This is a genomic window from Pseudomonas sp. (assembly GCF_049300855.1).
Taxonomy (GTDB): Bacteria; Pseudomonadota; Gammaproteobacteria; order Pseudomonadales; family Pseudomonadaceae; genus Aquipseudomonas.
Window position 1 is genome coordinate 33,981 of record NZ_JBAQKH010000054.1, and the last position, 15,628, is coordinate 49,608.

Sequence of the window (15,628 nt, forward strand, 5' to 3'; positions counted from 1 at the left end):
TATGAAACGTCCAAGTGGTCGCGTTGCCGATCAGCTCCGCTCGATCCGCATTACCCGCAACTACACCAAACACGCCGAGGGATCCGTACTGGTCGAATTCGGTGATACCAAAGTCATCTGCACCGTCAGCGTCGAAAACGGCGTACCGCGTTTTCTCAAAGGTCAGGGCCAAGGCTGGTTGACCGCTGAGTACGGCATGCTGCCGCGCGCCACTGGCGAGCGTAACCAGCGTGAAGCAAGCCGTGGCAAGCAAGGCGGGCGCACCCTGGAAATTCAGCGTCTGATCGGTCGTTCCCTGCGTGCTGCGCTGGACATGTCCAAGCTGGGCGACGTGACCCTGTACGTCGATTGCGACGTGATCCAGGCTGACGGCGGCACCCGCACCGCTTCGATCACCGGCGCCATGGTTGCACTGGTTGATGCGCTGAAAGTAATCAAGAAGCGTGGCGGCCTGAAGGGCGGTGATCCGCTCAAGCAAATGATCGGCGCGGTATCGGTCGGTATGTATCAGGGCGAGGCCGTGCTGGATCTGGACTATCTTGAAGATTCCGCCGCCGAGACTGACCTCAATGTGGTGATGACCAGCACCGGTGGTTTCATCGAAGTGCAGGGCACCGCCGAAGGTGCGCCGTTCCAGCCTGAAGACCTCAATGCCATGCTGGAACTGGCCAAGAAAGGCATGAACGAAATCTTCGAACTGCAGAAGGCTGCGCTGGCCGACTGAGCAGGTTCGTAACCTGCAAGGAGGACGCGATGAGTGACGAGCAAGAGCTGCTGCCCAAGCCGAGCCAGGAGGTTCGCCAATGGGCAATGCTTTGTCACTTGTCCAGCTTTTTGGGGAGCATGTTTCCATTTGGCAATCTGATTGGGCCACTGATCCTCTGGCAGGTGAAGCGTGAGAGTGACGCGTTTATCGATGCGCAGGGCAAGGAATCGTTGAACTTCCAGATCACCATGACTATTGCCATGGTCATCAGTGTGGCAATGATGGCGGTGCTTATCGGGTATGTTTTGATTGTTCCGGTGGTTGTGTGTGCATTGGTACTGCCGATTGTGGGTGCGGTGAAGGCTAATAAAGGGTTTCCCTACCGTTATCCGTTCACTTGGCGACTGATTAAATAATCGTCACGCCTTGACGCAATTCGAAGTGTTGAATAAATGCCCTGACTTGTCAGGGCATTTGCGTTTTTGCAATTAAATAAGCAGCTACAGGGTGTAGGAATAGTCTGTCTGCGATCAGCGGTAGCGTGTGAATTTATATATATTCCGTTCTTACATCTTTGGTCACAACTGTGCGCCTGCATGCGCGCTCATATCCTTGGCAACGGGACTTGGCGGTTGTTAAAGTTGCCCGGCGTGATATTGCTTCTGAAATATTTCGATATATTCAAGCCATCGAAGGTACTTGAATTCCAAATTAATCAGTGTTGAGACAATCAGCCGATTCATGGGCGTGTCCAGGTAAAAAGTTCGCCTTTGAATATTTAGCCAAGAACAATCCAAATGATACAGCTCGATTTTTATGGAACGCTGGTGGCCGCGTCTCTGGTGCTATTGCTGGGGCGCGGACTTGTTACACGTGTTGGTTTTATGCGCAGTTACAATATTCCCGAGCCTGTGGCAGGCGGCCTGGTAGTTGCCGTGGGTTTGTTGTTATTGCGAGCGTTTGATATTGAGGTGCGTTTTGAAACGTCACTGCAAACGCCTTTGATGCTGGCTTTCTTTGCCACTATTGGTCTGAGTGCGGATTTTGCCAGTCTGAAGAAAGGCGGGCGGGTCGTGGGGATATTCCTGTTGGCCGTCACCGGGCTATTGGTGGTGCAGAATGCGATGGGTATCGGGCTCGCCACAATGCTCGGGCTCGACCCCTTGATGGGTTTGCTGACAGGCTCGATCACTCTGGCGGGCGGTCACGGTACCGGTGCGGCGTGGGGTACGGTGTTCAGTGAGAAGTACGGTCTGGCGTCTGCCTCCGAACTGGCAATGGCTTCCGCGACGTTCGGGCTGGTGCTCGGTGGCTTGATCGGTGGACCGGTCGCTCGTTTGCTCATCAAGCGCGTGGAAGTGCCTGGATGCAATCAACAGGATGCGCCGCGACTGCCCAAGGGTTTTGAGCAGCCGAACAAAGAGCGCTCGATCACACCGTTTTCGTTTATCGAAACGCTGGCGCTGATTGCGGTGAGTCTGCTGGTTGGCAATCTGTTGAATGGTTTTTTGCACGGAACGGCGTTCGAGTTGCCGACCTTCGTCTGCGTCCTGTTCGTCGGCGTGGTGCTGCGTAATGGTCTTTCGGCGCTTGGCCTGTATCAGGTGTTTGAGCGTGAAGTCTCGGTGCTCGGTAATGTCAGTCTGTCGTTGTTCCTGGCGATCGCCTTGATGTCGCTGAAGTTATGGGATCTGGCCGCATTGGCCTTGCCGATTTTCATCATTCTGGCTGTGCAGGCGCTGGTCATGGCGCTGTTCGCGATCTTCGTGACGTTCCGGGTGATGGGGCGCAATTACGATGCGGCAGTGCTGGCGGCCGGGCATTGCGGCTTCGGGCTTGGCGCGACGCCGACCGCCATTGCCAACATGCAAGCGGTGACCCAGCGCTACGGGCCCTCGCAGATCGCATTTCTGGTGGTGCCGATGGTGGGGGCGTTCTTCATCGACATTATTAATGTCGTGGTGATCAAGCTGTACTTGATGTTGCCGTTCTTCGCCGCCGTTTGAGTTCGATTCCGCCTCGAGCGCAGGCATAAAAAATGCCCGTATCTTGCGATACGGGCATTTTTTAGCCGCGAAACGACGCTTAGATGGTCAGCGTCCAGTCGTAGTCGACGATCAGCGGCGCATGCTGCGAGAACCGTGGCTGACGTGGCAGGCGTGCGCTGCGCACGAAGCGGCGCAGCCCTGGGGTCAGGATCTGGTAGTCGAAGCGCCAGCCCAGATTGAGCATCTCGGCCTGCTCGTTGTCCGGCCACCAGCTGTACTGGTCGCCTTCACGGCTGACTTCGCGCAACGCATCGACATAGCCCATGTTGCCGACAATCTCGTCCATCCAGGCGCGTTCTGGCGCCAGGAAGCCCGGGGATTGCTGGCTGTCGCGCCAGTTTTTGATGTCGAGCTTTTGCTGCGCCACGTACAGCGAGCCACAATAAATGTACTCGCGACGTTTGCGTCGCTGTTTGTCCAGGTACTTGCCGAAGTCGTCCATGAGCTTGAACTTCTGGTTCAAGTCCTCATCGCCGTTCATCCCCGAAGGGAGCAGCAAGGTGGCAATACTGACTTTGTCGAAATCTGCTTGCAGGTAGCGCCCGTAGCGGTCGGCCGTCTCGAAACCGAGACCGCTGATGACAGCCTTCGGTTGCAACCGCGAATACAAAGCCACGCCGCCTTGGGCAGGGACTTCAGCATCGCAGGCATAAAGGAAGTAGCCATCCAGTTGGAAGGCTGGGTCATCCAGTTCAAAGGCGGAGGCACGGGTGTCCTGCAGGCAGATGACGTCGGCATTCTGTGCTTGCAGCCAACTGAGCAAACCACGCTCGACTGCAGCCTGAATACCATTGACGTTCACACTGATGATCCGCATAAATGGCCCCAAAAATCGCGTGCGTGTATGATACACGGCGTCAAGCTAATTAGCTAAATCCGTGGTATTTGGGGTTTTTTTCATGCAAGCGTATCAGCGCGATTTCATTCGTTTTGCCATCGATCGCGGCGTTTTGCGCTTCGGTGAGTTCACCCTGAAGTCCGGGCGCACCAGTCCTTACTTCTTCAATGCCGGCCTGTTCAACTCGGGGTCGGCCCTGGCGCAGCTGGGGCGTTTCTACGCGGCAGCCATCGCTGAGAGCGGCATTCCTTTCGATGTTCTGTTCGGCCCGGCCTACAAAGGCATCCCGTTGGCGGCGACCACCGCTGTGGCACTGGCCGAGCATCACGACCGTGATCTGCCGTGGTGCTTCAACCGCAAGGAAGCCAAGGCCCACGGCGAAGGCGGCAGCCTGGTCGGCGCGCCGCTGACTGGCGATGTGCTGATCATTGATGACGTAATCACGGCCGGTACGGCAATCCGCGAAGTGATGCAGATCATCGCTTCCCAGGACGGTGCCAAGGCTGCGGGCGTGCTGATTGCGCTGAACCGTCAGGAGCGTGGCAACGGTGAGTTGTCGGCCATTCAGGAAGTCGAGCGTGATTTCGGTATCCCGGTGATCAGCATTGTTTCGCTGAATCAGGTGCTGGAATTCCTCGCTGATGATCCACAGCTCAAGCAACACTTGCCAGCCGTGGAAGCCTATCGCGCCCAATTTGGCGTCTAGCGGCGAAGCACTGTGGGAGCGCAGGGCAAAAAAAGACCCCGTTCAGTCAGGCTGAGCGGGGTCTTTTTTGTTTGCGTCTGCGCTTAAGGACGCTTGCGATTGCTGATCAGCGTACCCACACCAGTGTCGGTGAAGATTTCCAGCAGGATCGCGTTCGGTACACGACCGTCGATGATCAACGAGCTGCCCACGCCGCCCTGAACCGCTTCCAGTGCGCAGCGGATCTTCGGCAGCATGCCGCCGTAAATGGTGCCGTCGGCGATCAGATCGTCGACCTGTTGCGTGCTCAGACCGGTCAACACGGTGCCCGACTTGTCCATCAGGCCGGCGATGTTGGTCAGCAACATCAGCTTCTCGGCTTTCAGCGCTTCGGCGACTTTGCCGGCCACCAGGTCAGCGTTGATGTTGTACGACTCGCCGTTCTCACCGACGCCGATCGGCGCGATGACCGGGATGAAGTTGCCTTTGACCAGCAAATTCAGCAGTTCGGTGTTGATGCCGACCACTTCGCCCACCTGACCGATGTCGATGATTTCAGGCTGGGTCATCTCCGGGGTCTGACGGGTGACGGTCAGTTTCTTCGCGCGAATCAGCCCGGCATCTTTACCGGTCAGGCCGATGGCGCTACCGCCGTGACGGTTGATCAGGTTGACGATGCTTTTGTTGACTTGGCCGCCGAGGACCATTTCCACCACGTCCATGGTCGCGGCGTCGGTAACGCGCATGCCATCGACGAAGTGGCTTTCGATCGACAGACGCTTGAGCAGGTCACCGATCTGCGGGCCGCCACCGTGCACGACCACCGGGTTGATGCCCACGGCTTTCATCAAGACGATGTCGCGGGCGAAGCCGGTTTTCAGCTCCTCGCTTTCCATCGCGTTGCCGCCGTATTTGATCACCAGGGTCTTGCCGACATAACGTCGGATGTAAGGCAACGCTTCGGACAGGACCTGGGCGGTATGGGCGGCGGCTTCGCGTTCGAGGGTCATGCAGGGCTCCGGGTGGATCAGAACGGTAGTTGGAGATCAGGTGCAACGCGTTTCAATTGGGCGTGGAACACGTCCTTGATGCGCTGCAATTCAGCCTCGTCATCGGCCTCGAAGCGCAGCACCAGCACCGGCGTGGTGTTGGACGCGCGCACCAGGCCCCAGCCTTTGGCGTAATCGACTCGCACGCCGTCGATGGTGGTCAGGTCAGCGCCTGCGCCCCATTGTGCGTCGTGCAGTGCATCAATGATGCTGAATTTGCTCTCTTCGGTCACATGGATATTGATTTCCGGCGTAGAAATATCATTCGGGAAGGTCGCAAACAGTTCTTCCGCGGTGGATTTTTCCTTGCTGAGGATCTCCAGCAGCCGTGCGGCGCTGTAGATACCGTCGTCGAAACCGAACCAGCGCTCCTTGAAGAAGATGTGCCCGCTCATTTCACCGGCCAATAGCGCACCGGATTGTTTCATTTTCTTTTTGATCAACGAATGACCGGTCTTCCACATTAGCGGGCGACCGCCGTATTCCTTGATCAGCGGCACCAGGCGACGGGTGCATTTGACGTCGAAAATGATTTCCGCGTCCGGGTTGCGCGCGACCACGTCACGGGCAAACAGCATCAGCAGACGATCCGGATAGACGATGCTGCCGGTGTTGGTCACTACGCCGACACGGTCGCCGTCGCCGTCGAACGCCAGACCGATATCGGCGTTGGTTTCTTTGACCTTGGCGATCAGGTCGACGAGGTTTTCAGGCTTGCCCGGATCCGGATGGTGGTTGGGGAAGTTGCCGTCGACTTCGCAGAACAGCGGGATGACTTCGCAGTTCAGCGCTTCAATCAGTTGCGGGGCGATCACGCCGGCCGCGCCATTGCCGCAGTCGACTACCACTTTCATGCGCCGCGCCAGTTTGATGTCCTGGACGATTTCGGTGTTATAGCGGTCGAGGATTTCGACCTGGGTGACGCTGCCGGTGCCGCTGCTCAAATTGTTGCTCTTGAGGCGCTCGTGCAGGGCCTGGATCTGTTCGTTGGCGAGGGTGTCGCCGGCGATGACGATCTTGAAGCCGTTGTAGTTCGACGGGTTGTGGCTACCGGTGAGCATGACCCCGGACTTGCCGGCCAGCACGTTGGCGGCGTAATACAGCGCCGGCGTCGGCACCAGGCCGACATCGCTGACGTGGCAGCCACTCTCGGCAATACCGCGAATCAGTTCGGCAACCAGCTCAGGGCCGGACAGTCGACCGTCGCGACCGACGGAAACGTTCGGCTCGCCTTGGGCGAGGCTCTGCGAACCGATGGCGCGGCCAATCCAGTAAGCGGTTTCGGCATTGAGGAATTCCGGCACGGTGCCGCGAATGTCATAGGCGCGAAAAATGCTGTCGGGCAGCTTCGGGGCGATCTTGGCTGGGGTGCTCATCTGCACAAATGCTCCATCTCGAAAGGGGCGGGACAGACCGACGAATCGTTCGACGGCAGGCTCAAACTGAAGGGTATGACGGCGTTTTCGACAGAGAGTTCGTGGTGCGAAAGGGCCATGACGCCTCGACTGGCGTGGCTTTCGGCCGGCAAAACCTTGATTTACGGTGTGAAAACCTGCTGCCGATGTCGTGCATTTTTTGTGGTGAGGGGATTTATCCCCTCACCACAATAATTTCTATCCGGTTACTTCGTGCCGGTGTGGCCAAACCCGCCGGTGCCGCGCTCGGTTTCGACGAACTCTTCAACCATTTCGAAGTGCGCCTGTACGACAGGCACCAGCACCAGCTGCGCCAGGCGTTCGCCGACGGTCATGGTGAAATCGCTCTGGCCGCGGTTCCAGCAGGACACCATCAGCGGGCCCTGGTAGTCGGAGTCGATCAGGCCGACGAGGTTGCCCAGCACGATGCCGTGTTTATGGCCCATGCCCGAGCGCGGCAGGATCAGCGCGGCGAGGTTCGGGTCACCGATGTAAACCGACAGACCGGTCGGAATCAGTACGGTTTCACCCGGCTTGATCACGATGTCCTGCTCCAGCATGGCGCGCAGGTCGAGGCCGGCGGAGCCCGGGGTGGCGTATTGCGGCAGCGGGAATTCGCTGCCGATGCGTGGGTCGAGGATCTTGGCTTGCAAAGCGTGCATGTAAATTAAACCTGGTTCAGACGTTCGGCGATAAAGGTGACCAGTTGGCGAGCGATCTTGCTCTTGCTGGTCTGGGCGAAAACCGTGGCGTGCAGCGCACGGTCAATCACGCTGCAGGCGTTTTCTTCGCTGTTGAAACCGATGCTCGGGTTGGCGACGTCGTTGGCGACGATCAAATCGAGATTCTTGTCCTTCAGCTTGCGTGCAGCGTAGTCGAGCAGGTGTTCGGTCTCGGCGGCGAAGCCGACACTGAACGGACGGTCGGGACGGGTCGCGATGGTGGCCAGGATGTCCGGGTTACGCACCATTTGCAGGACGAAGCCGTCGCCGCTCGTAGGATCTTTCTTGAGTTTTTGCGGGGCAACCACTTCTGGGCGGTAGTCCGCGACCGCTGCCGAGGCAATAAACACGTCGCACGGGATCGCCGATTCGCAAGCCGCGAGCATGTCGCGGGCACTAACCACGTCGATGCGCGTAACGCGATCTGGCGTTGGCAAGTGCACCGGGCCGCTGATCAGCGTGACGCGGGCGCCGGCTTCCACCGCAGCTTCGGCGAGGGCAAAGCCCATTTTCCCGGAGCTGTGGTTGGTGATGTAGCGCACCGGGTCGATGTTTTCCTGGGTTGGGCCGGCGGTGATGACCACGTGCTTGCCGGTCAATGCCTGACGCTGGAAGCATTCCGCCGCGCATTGTGCGAGGTCGGTGGCTTCCATCATGCGGCCCATGCCGACGTCGCCGCAGGCCTGGCTGCCGGAGGCTGGGCCGAAGGTCTTCAGGCCACGGCTTTCCAGGAGTTGCAGGTTGGCCTGCGTGGCTGGATCACGCCACATGGCCTGATTCATCGCCGGAGCAACCGCAACGACAGCGTCGGTGGCCAGCACCAGCGTGGTCAGCAAATCGTTGGCAATGCCTTGGGCCAGACGTGCGATCAGGTCGGCGGTGGCCGGAGCGATCAGCACCAGATCGGCCCATTTCGCCAGCTCGATGTGGCCCATAGCGGCTTCGGCGGCCGGGTCGAGCAAGTCGAGATGCACCGGGTGGCCGGACAAGGCCTGCATGGTCAGCGGGGTGATGAACTCGGCGCCGCCATGGGTCATGACCACGCGCACTTCGGCGCCCTGGTCGATCAGGCGACGAACCAGATCAGCGCTCTTGTAGGCCGCGATGCCGCCGCCGACGCCCAGAACGATGCGTTTCCGATACAGCCGCTGCATAGGTCTGCCTTTCATTTCGTGGGTGACATACGTGGCGAAACCCCCTCCCCAGGGTGAATTCGCCCGCAAAAAAGATGGGCTAAGATATCACAGCGACCGCTACGGAACAGCGGCGCCCACAGACAGGGAATGTGTATGAGTATTCGTGATTGGCCTGCGGCGGAACGCCCGCGGGAGAAGCTACTTGAACAGGGCTCGGGAAGCCTTTCCGATGCCGAATTGCTGGCGATTTTTCTGCGCACCGGAGTCTCCGGCAAAAGCGCTGTGGACTTGGCGCGACACCTTTTGAGCCAGTTCGGCAGCCTGCGGGTTTTGCTCGAAGCCGATCTTGCCGCGTTCAGCGAGCAATTGGGTTTGGGCCCGGCAAAGTATGCGCAGCTGCAAGCGGTGCTGGAGATGGCGCGGCGGCATCTGGCTGAGCGCATGCGCAAGAAACCGGCGCTGGAGAATCCCCAGGTGGTCCGTGATTACCTCAAAGCCATGCTGCGGCATGAGCCCCATGAGGTGTTCGGCTGCCTGTTTCTCGATTCAAAACATCAGGTGCTGAATTTCGAGGCGCTGTTTCGTGGCTCGATTGACAACACCAGCGTGCATCCGCGAGAGGTTGTTAAACGTGCTTTGGCCAACAACGCTGCGGCGGTGATCCTGTGCCATAACCACCCGTCGGGGAATACTGATCCCAGTCAGGCTGATCGCTTGCTGACCAAGCGCCTGCAAAAGGCGCTGGAGCTGATCGATGTGCGGGTGCTCGATCACTTCATCATCGGTGATGGCGAGCCGCTGTCGATGGCGGAGTGTGGCTGGATGTAACTCTTCAGAAAAATGCAAAACCCTGTGGGAGCTGGCAAGCCAGCTCCCACAGGTATCGTTGCAATTACTTGAGGTTGACCTTGGAATAGTCCTGTCGGCCGAACGGGCTTACCGAGTAACCCTGCACGTCCTTGCGCGTCAGTGCATAAGCGGTTGGGTGCGCCAGCGGCAGCCACAACGCCTGCTGCTGAATCTGCGCCTGCGCCTGCTCATACAGCTTGGTGCGCACGCCTTGCTCGCTGGTGGTCTTGCCGGCACTGATCAGCTTGTCCAGGTCCGCGTTGCAGTAGCGGGCGAAGTTGGTCCCGGACTTGACCGCAGCGCAGGAAAACTGCGGCGTGAGGAAGTTGTCCGGGTCGCCGTTGTCACCGGCCCAGCCCATGAACAGCAGATCATGCTCGCCGGCCTTGGCCCGGCGAATCAGCTCGCCCCATTCGATCACGCGGATTTCCGCCTGAATGCCGATTTCCGCCAGATCCGATTGCAGCACTTGCGCGCCGAGGCTTGGATTCGGGTTGAGCAGGCTGCCCGACGGGCGCGTCCAGATGGTGGTCTGAAAGCCGTCCTTCAAACCGGCCTTGGCCATCAGCGCCTTGGCCTTCGCCACGTCGTGTGGATAACCCGGCAAGTTCTTCGCGTAGCTCCAGGTGTTCGGCGGATACGGGCCGTTGGCGGCTTCGGCGGTGTCTTCAAACACGGCTTTGATGTAGTTGGCCTTGTCGAAGGCGAGGTTGATCGCCTGGCGCACTTCTGGTTTGTCCAGCGGTGGATGCTGGCTGTTGATGCCGACGAAAGCGGTCATGAACGCGTCAGTCTTTTCGACTTTCAGCGTCGGTTCTTTCAGCGCGGCCTGTACGTCCAAAGGTTTTGGCGACAGGGCAATCTGGCATTCATTGCGTCGCAGCTTTTGCAGGCGCACGTTGGCGTCCGGCGTGATGGCGAAGATCAACGGGTCGACCGCAGGCTTGCCGCCGAAGTAGTCCGGGTTGGCCTTGTAGCGGATCGCGGCGTCTTTCTGGAAACGGTTGAACACGAACGGGCCGGTGCCGATTGGCTGGCTGTTGAGCTTGTCCGTGGCGCCGGCCTTCATCAGTTTGTCGGCGTATTCGGCGGAGTAGATCGAAGCGAAGCCCATGCTCAGGGTGGCCAGGAACGTCGAGTCCGGGTGATCAAGGGTGAAGCGCACGGTCAGCGGATCAAGCGCGTCAATCTTCTTGATCAGTGCAGGCAACTGCATCGATTGCGCGTGCGGGAAGCCGCTTTGAGCGACCTTGTGCCACGGGTTGGCCGGGTCGAGCATGCGGTCGAAGCTGAATTTGACGTCTTCAGCGGTCAGCTCGCGGCTCGGCTTGAAGTAATCGGTCGTGTGAAATTTCACCTGTGGATGCAGTTTGAACACATAAGTCAGGCCATCGGTGCTGACTTCCCAACTGTCGGCCAGGCTCGGCACGACTTTGCCGCTGGCGGTGTCGAAGTCCACCAGACGGTTCATCAGCACGTCGGCCGAGGCGTTGGTGGTGGTCAGCGAGTTGTATTGCACCACGTCGAACCCTTCCGGGCTGGCCTCGGTGCAGACGCTCAGCGCGGCGGCCTGGGCCAGAGGGCTCAGCAGGAGCGGGGCGAGCAACAGGGGTAGGGCAGCGAGGCGCATGGTCGGTTTCCTTTTACAGATCGAAGGCCCATCTGCAAGTGCAGTCTGGAAAAGGCCTACCCTAGAGGGCTGGATTACAAATGACTATCCCCTTTTTGCATTTTCGGGGCACAGTGATGGCGGTTTTTCAGACCGCGGCGCGCCGGAAAAAGTCTGAAACCCTCGCGCAGGCGATTTTCTGCGACGAGTGGTAAAAACCGATGCCGGCCTTTATCCAAAGCGTTCGCAGACCAAAAAAACGCCTTTTTAGCGATTGATTGCACACTGAATGTTGTTGCACCCCGGTCTTTCTGGTATAAAGCAGCGCTCTTTTCTAGGGGCCCGGTTCCTTCACTGTAGGTGTAGCCGGTAAGACCTCTAAAGAAACGCGGCGCCTGGCGCCAAATGACTGAGAGATTAAGCGGCCAACCCATGCCGGGTTGGGCATGTGGTTTTAGAGGGCTGAGGCATGTCGAGAGTATGTCAAGTTACCGGTAAGGGTCCGGTGACTGGGAATAACATTTCCCACGCAAACAACAAAACCCGTCGTCGTTTCCTGCCGAACCTGCAGCATCACCGCTTCTGGGTTGAAGAAGAGAAACGTTTTGTGCGTCTGCGCGTATCTGCCAAAGGCATGCGTATCATCGACAAGCGTGGCATCACTGTCGTGCTCGCCGAACTTCGCCGCGATGGCAAGATTTAAGGGAGCTAATCATGCGTGAATTGATTCGTTTGATCTCGAGCGCCGGTACTGGTCACTTCTACACTACCGACAAGAACAAGCGTACTACCCCGGACAAAATCGAGATCAAGAAATATGATCCGGTTGTTCGCAAGCACGTGATCTACAAGGAAGGCAAAATCAAGTAATTGATTTTTCCCGACTTACAAAAAAGGCCCGTATCTCACGATGCGGGCCTTTTTTGTTGTCTCGGGTTTCTGCGGTGTCTGGTCTGGCCTCATCGCTGGCAAGCCAGCTCCCACAGGCTTTTGTGTTGAACAAAATTTTGTGAACACCAATTACCCCTGTGGGAGCTGGCTTGCCAGCGATAGGGCCGGATCAGCCAGCGAAAATCCTCAAGCTTTCTGTTCAAAGATCACATAAATCTTGCGGCACGCCTCCAGCACTTCCCAGGTGCCACGAAACCCTGCCGGAATTACAAAACGGTCTCCCACACGCAACGTCTTGGCATTGCCATCGCCATCACGCAGCACCGAAACTCCCTGCAAGATCTCGCAATACTCATGCTCGGTGTAATTCACCGTCCACTGCCCGACCGCACCTTCCCACACGCCGACGCCCATCTGCCCGCAAGGGCTTTCATATTGATGGAATACCGCTTGCTCCGGATCGCCCTTGAGCACTTTGGCCGGGTCTGGGCGATAGCGCTCGGCTTCGCTGCTGGTAAGGCTGATGTCGACGACGTTCTGGATGTTCATTGTTGTTTTCTCCCGTGATGACGGCGCGATGGTTGGAATGGGCGAAAGTCTATGTTTATTAAAATGAACACCGCAAGGCCGTATAGCGCGCTTATGTCAAATATATTGAAACAACCCCGGCCGCTGGTTTAGGGTGGCGGGTGCCCTGGGCCGAAATGCAGGCTGGCCGGGCAGAATTTTTGAGGACGCTGGCGAAGATCGCGCGGCGCTCGTATTCAACAAGAGGAGGACACTTAAATGACCACCCTGACTCGTGCCGACTGGGAACAACGCGCCCGCGATCTGAAGATCGAAGGTCGCGCCTACCTCAATGGCGAATACACCGACGCGGTCTCCGGCGAGACCTTCGAATGCATCAGCCCGGTCGATGGCCGTCTGCTCGGCAAGATTGCCAGCTGTGACGCCGCCGACGCTCAGCGCGCTGTGGAAAACGCCCGCGCCACGTTCAATTCCGGCGTGTGGTCGCGCCTGGCACCGACCAAACGCAAGGCCACCATGATCCGTTTTGCCGGTCTGCTGAAGCAGCACGCCGAAGAACTGGCTCTGCTCGAAACCCTCGACATGGGCAAGCCGATCAGCGATTCGCTGTACATCGACGTTCCGGGCGCGGCGCAAGCGCTGAGCTGGAGCGGTGAAGCGATCGACAAGATCTACGACGAAGTCGCTGCCACGCCGCACGATCAACTGGGCCTGGTGACCCGCGAGCCAGTGGGCGTTGTCGGCGCCATCGTGCCGTGGAACTTCCCGCTGATGATGGCCTGCTGGAAGCTTGGCCCGGCGCTGTCGACCGGTAACTCGGTGATCCTCAAACCGTCGGAAAAATCCCCGCTGACCGCCATCCGCATCGCTGCGTTGGCCGTTGAAGCCGGTATCCCGAAAGGCGTGCTCAACGTGCTGCCGGGCTACGGCCACACCGTTGGCAAGGCGCTGGCCCTGCACAACGATGTCGACACGCTGGTGTTCACCGGTTCGACCAAGATCGCCAAGCAACTGATGATCTACTCCGGCGAATCGAACATGAAGCGCGTCTGGCTGGAAGCCGGCGGCAAGAGCCCGAACATCGTCTTTGCCGATGCGCCGGATCTGCAAGCCGCCGCCGAATCTGCCGCCAGCGCCATCGCCTTCAACCAGGGCGAAGTCTGCACCGCCGGCTCGCGTCTGCTGGTCGAGCGTTCGATCAAGGACACATTCCTGCCGATGGTGATCGAGGCGCTGAAAACCTGGAAACCGGGCAATCCGCTGGATCCGGCCACCAACGTTGGTGCGCTGGTCGACACGCAGCAAATGAACACCGTGCTGTCGTACATCGAATCCGGGCATACCGATGGCGCCAAACTGGTCGCTGGCGGTAAGCGCATTCTGCAGGAAACCGGTGGCACCTACGTTGAACCGACGATTTTCGACGGTGTGAGTAACGCGATGAAGATCGCTCAGGAAGAGATCTTTGGCCCGGTGCTGTCGGTCATTGCTTTTGACACCGCTGAAGAGGCGATCCAGATCGCCAACGACACGCCGTACGGTCTGGCCGCCGCCGTGTGGACCCAGGACATCTCCAAGGCGCATCTGACTGCCAAGGCGCTGCGCGCGGGTAGCGTGTGGGTCAATCAGTACGATGGCGGCGACATGACCGCGCCGTTCGGTGGTTTCAAGCAGTCGGGCAACGGCCGCGACAAATCGCTGCACGCCTTCGACAAGTACACCGAGCTGAAGGCGACGTGGATCAAGCTGTAAGCCGCTGAGGGGAGCCTGATTCAATCAGGCTCCCAAACCAGACCGAGATCCCCTGTGGGAGCGAGCTTGCTCGCGAAGGCGGTGTATCAGTCAGCAAATCTGCTGAATGTGAAACCGTATTCGCGAGCAAGCTCGCTCCCACAGTGGTTTTGTGGTGCACATAAAAATAATCCACAGGAGCGTGGAACATGCGGTGGGCGACGTATTTCGCCGTGTTGGCGTCTGTCTTGAGTGTCGGTCTGGCCCTGGGGGTCAGCATGCCGTTGGTGTCATTGCGTCTGGAGGGTTGGGGTTACGGTTCCTTCGCCATCGGTGTAATGGCAGCGATGCCGGCGATTGGCGTGTTGCTGGGCGCGAAGATATCCAGCCATCTGGCGGCACGCTTCGGTACGGCGAACCTGATGCGCCTGTGCCTGTGGGCCGGGGCGTTGTCGATCGGCTTGTTGGCGCTGTTGCCGAGTTACCCGATCTGGCTGGTGCTGCGCCTGATGATCGGCGTGATCCTGACCATCGTGTTCATCCTCGGTGAAAGCTGGATCAATCAACTGGTGGTCGAAAACTGGCGTGGACGCTTGGTGGCGCTGTATGGCAGCAGCTATGCGCTGAGCCAACTGTCTGGCCCATTGCTGCTGGGGGCGCTGGGTACCGAGCACGATTACGGTTTCTGGGTCGGTGTCGCTTTGCTGGTGGTGTCGCCTCTGCTGCTAATGGGGCGCAGCGGTGCGCCGAGCAGTGAAGCCAGCAGCGTAACGTTCAAGGAGTTGTGGGGCTTCGCCCGCGAGTTGCCGGCGATTGCCTGGGCGGTCTCATTGTTCGCCGCGTTCGAGGCCATGATCCTGACGTTGCTGCCGGTGTACTGCCTGCAACAGGGATTTACTGCCGAGATCGCACTGGCGATGGTCAGTACCGTGGTGGTCGGCGATGCGTTGCTGCAATTGCCGATTGGCGCGTTGGCCGATTACCTGTCGCGGCGCACGTTGTTTGCCGGCTGCGCGGTGGTGTTGATGCTGTCGAGCCTGGCGATTCCGCTGTTGCTCGATACGCTGCTGATCTGGCCGTTGTGGGTGCTGTTCGGAGCGAGTGCCGGTGGCTTGTTCACGCTGTCGCTGATTCTGATTGGCGAGCGTTATCGCGACGATGCGCTGCTGCGTGCCAATGCTCACATCGCGCAATTGTGGGGCGTAGGCTGTCTGATCGGGCCGTTGGCGGCGGGGGCGGGGAGTCAGTGGATCAGCGGGCATGCGTTGCCGCTGTTGATGGCGATAGGGGCGTTTGGGTTGGTGATTCTACTGATGCGGCAAGGTGCATTTGGCACTGTGGCCGAACCTGCCTGACCTGATTCTGAACTGAGTGATGATCTGTGGCGAGGGAGCAAGCGCCCTCGCCACGGTTAGACTCTA

General features: G+C 58.8%; 15 protein-coding genes and 1 pseudogene. 9 read left to right on the top strand and 7 right to left on the bottom strand.

The window, feature by feature from the left end; genetic code table 11:
• Position 1 precedes the first annotated feature (1 nt).
• The 3 genes from rph (at position 2) to gltS (ending at position 2,712) form a co-directional block, all read left to right on the top strand.
• Positions 2-724, top strand: a complete 723-nt coding sequence (rph, locus tag WA225_RS25355; protein WP_122594509.1) for a ribonuclease PH — start codon at positions 2-4, stop codon at positions 722-724.
• A 29-nt stretch (positions 725-753) separates the two neighbouring features.
• On the top strand, positions 754-1,122 hold the full coding sequence (locus tag WA225_RS25360; protein ID WP_422610121.1) for a DUF4870 domain-containing protein: 369 nt from the start codon (positions 754-756) through the stop codon (positions 1,120-1,122).
• 381 nt (positions 1,123-1,503) lie between these two features.
• Positions 1,504-2,712, top strand: coding sequence for a sodium/glutamate symporter (gene gltS / locus WA225_RS25365; protein WP_422610122.1), 1,209 nt, complete (start codon positions 1,504-1,506; stop codon positions 2,710-2,712).
• A 79-nt stretch (positions 2,713-2,791) separates the two neighbouring features.
• Here gltS and WA225_RS25370 read toward each other — a convergent pair whose 3' ends face one another.
• On the bottom strand, positions 2,792-3,571 hold the full coding sequence (locus WA225_RS25370; protein WP_007920349.1) for an exodeoxyribonuclease III: 780 nt from the start codon (positions 3,569-3,571) through the stop codon (positions 2,792-2,794).
• Between the two features lie 82 nt (positions 3,572-3,653).
• Between WA225_RS25370 and pyrE the strand changes: the two genes are divergently transcribed.
• Complete coding sequence (gene pyrE / locus WA225_RS25375) at positions 3,654-4,298, top strand: orotate phosphoribosyltransferase (protein ID WP_008078597.1); 645 nt, start codon at positions 3,654-3,656, stop codon at positions 4,296-4,298.
• Positions 4,299-4,381: 83 nt separating this feature from the next.
• On the opposite strand, the gene argB is transcribed toward pyrE, so the two are convergent.
• From argB to coaBC, 4 genes and pseudogenes are all read right to left on the bottom strand, one after another.
• Entirely contained in the window at positions 4,382-5,287 is a 906-nt protein-coding gene (gene argB / locus WA225_RS25380) for an acetylglutamate kinase (RefSeq protein WP_003229488.1), read from the bottom strand.
• A 17-nt stretch (positions 5,288-5,304) separates the two neighbouring features.
• A pseudogene (locus WA225_RS25385) lies at positions 5,305-6,681 on the bottom strand (phosphomannomutase/phosphoglucomutase); the annotation flags it as partial.
• A 266-nt stretch (positions 6,682-6,947) separates the two neighbouring features.
• Positions 6,948-7,403 carry a dUTP diphosphatase gene (gene dut / locus WA225_RS25390; RefSeq protein WP_041476635.1) on the bottom strand — a complete coding sequence of 152 codons (456 nt, stop codon included), beginning with the start codon at positions 7,401-7,403 and terminating at the stop codon, positions 6,948-6,950.
• 5 nt (positions 7,404-7,408) lie between these two features.
• Positions 7,409-8,617, bottom strand: coding sequence for a bifunctional phosphopantothenoylcysteine decarboxylase/phosphopantothenate--cysteine ligase CoaBC (coaBC, locus tag WA225_RS25395; protein ID WP_422610123.1), 1,209 nt, complete (start codon positions 8,615-8,617; stop codon positions 7,409-7,411).
• A gap of 135 nt (positions 8,618-8,752) precedes the next feature.
• On the opposite strand from coaBC, the gene radC reads away from it, so the two are divergent.
• A complete protein-coding gene (gene radC / locus WA225_RS25400) occupies positions 8,753-9,427 on the top strand; it encodes a RadC family protein (protein ID WP_422610124.1) in 675 nt (224 codons plus the stop codon).
• Positions 9,428-9,491: 64 nt separating this feature from the next.
• Here the strand turns inward: radC and WA225_RS25405 are convergent, their stop codons facing one another.
• Positions 9,492-11,078, bottom strand: coding sequence for an ABC transporter substrate-binding protein (locus tag WA225_RS25405; protein WP_422610125.1), 1,587 nt, complete (start codon positions 11,076-11,078; stop codon positions 9,492-9,494).
• A 448-nt stretch (positions 11,079-11,526) separates the two neighbouring features.
• On the opposite strand from WA225_RS25405, the gene rpmB reads away from it, so the two are divergent.
• The gene (rpmB, locus tag WA225_RS25410; RefSeq protein ID WP_007920377.1) at positions 11,527-11,760 is read left to right on the top strand and encodes a 50S ribosomal protein L28; all 234 of its coding nucleotides are present in this window, start codon (positions 11,527-11,529) and stop codon (positions 11,758-11,760) included.
• Positions 11,761-11,771: 11 nt separating this feature from the next.
• The gene (gene rpmG, locus WA225_RS25415; protein WP_003177274.1) at positions 11,772-11,927 is read left to right on the top strand and encodes a 50S ribosomal protein L33; all 156 of its coding nucleotides are present in this window, start codon (positions 11,772-11,774) and stop codon (positions 11,925-11,927) included.
• Between the two features lie 207 nt (positions 11,928-12,134).
• On the opposite strand, the gene WA225_RS25420 is transcribed toward rpmG, so the two are convergent.
• A complete protein-coding gene (locus WA225_RS25420; protein WP_242207825.1) occupies positions 12,135-12,497 on the bottom strand; it encodes a cupin domain-containing protein in 363 nt (120 codons plus the stop codon).
• 237 nt (positions 12,498-12,734) lie between these two features.
• On the opposite strand from WA225_RS25420, the gene WA225_RS25425 reads away from it, so the two are divergent.
• Positions 12,735-14,228, top strand: coding sequence for an aldehyde dehydrogenase (locus WA225_RS25425; RefSeq protein ID WP_016985821.1), 1,494 nt, complete (start codon positions 12,735-12,737; stop codon positions 14,226-14,228).
• A gap of 188 nt (positions 14,229-14,416) precedes the next feature.
• On the top strand, positions 14,417-15,562 hold the full coding sequence (locus WA225_RS25430; protein WP_422610126.1) for an MFS transporter: 1,146 nt from the start codon (positions 14,417-14,419) through the stop codon (positions 15,560-15,562).
• The last annotated feature ends 66 nt before the right edge of the window (positions 15,563-15,628 follow it).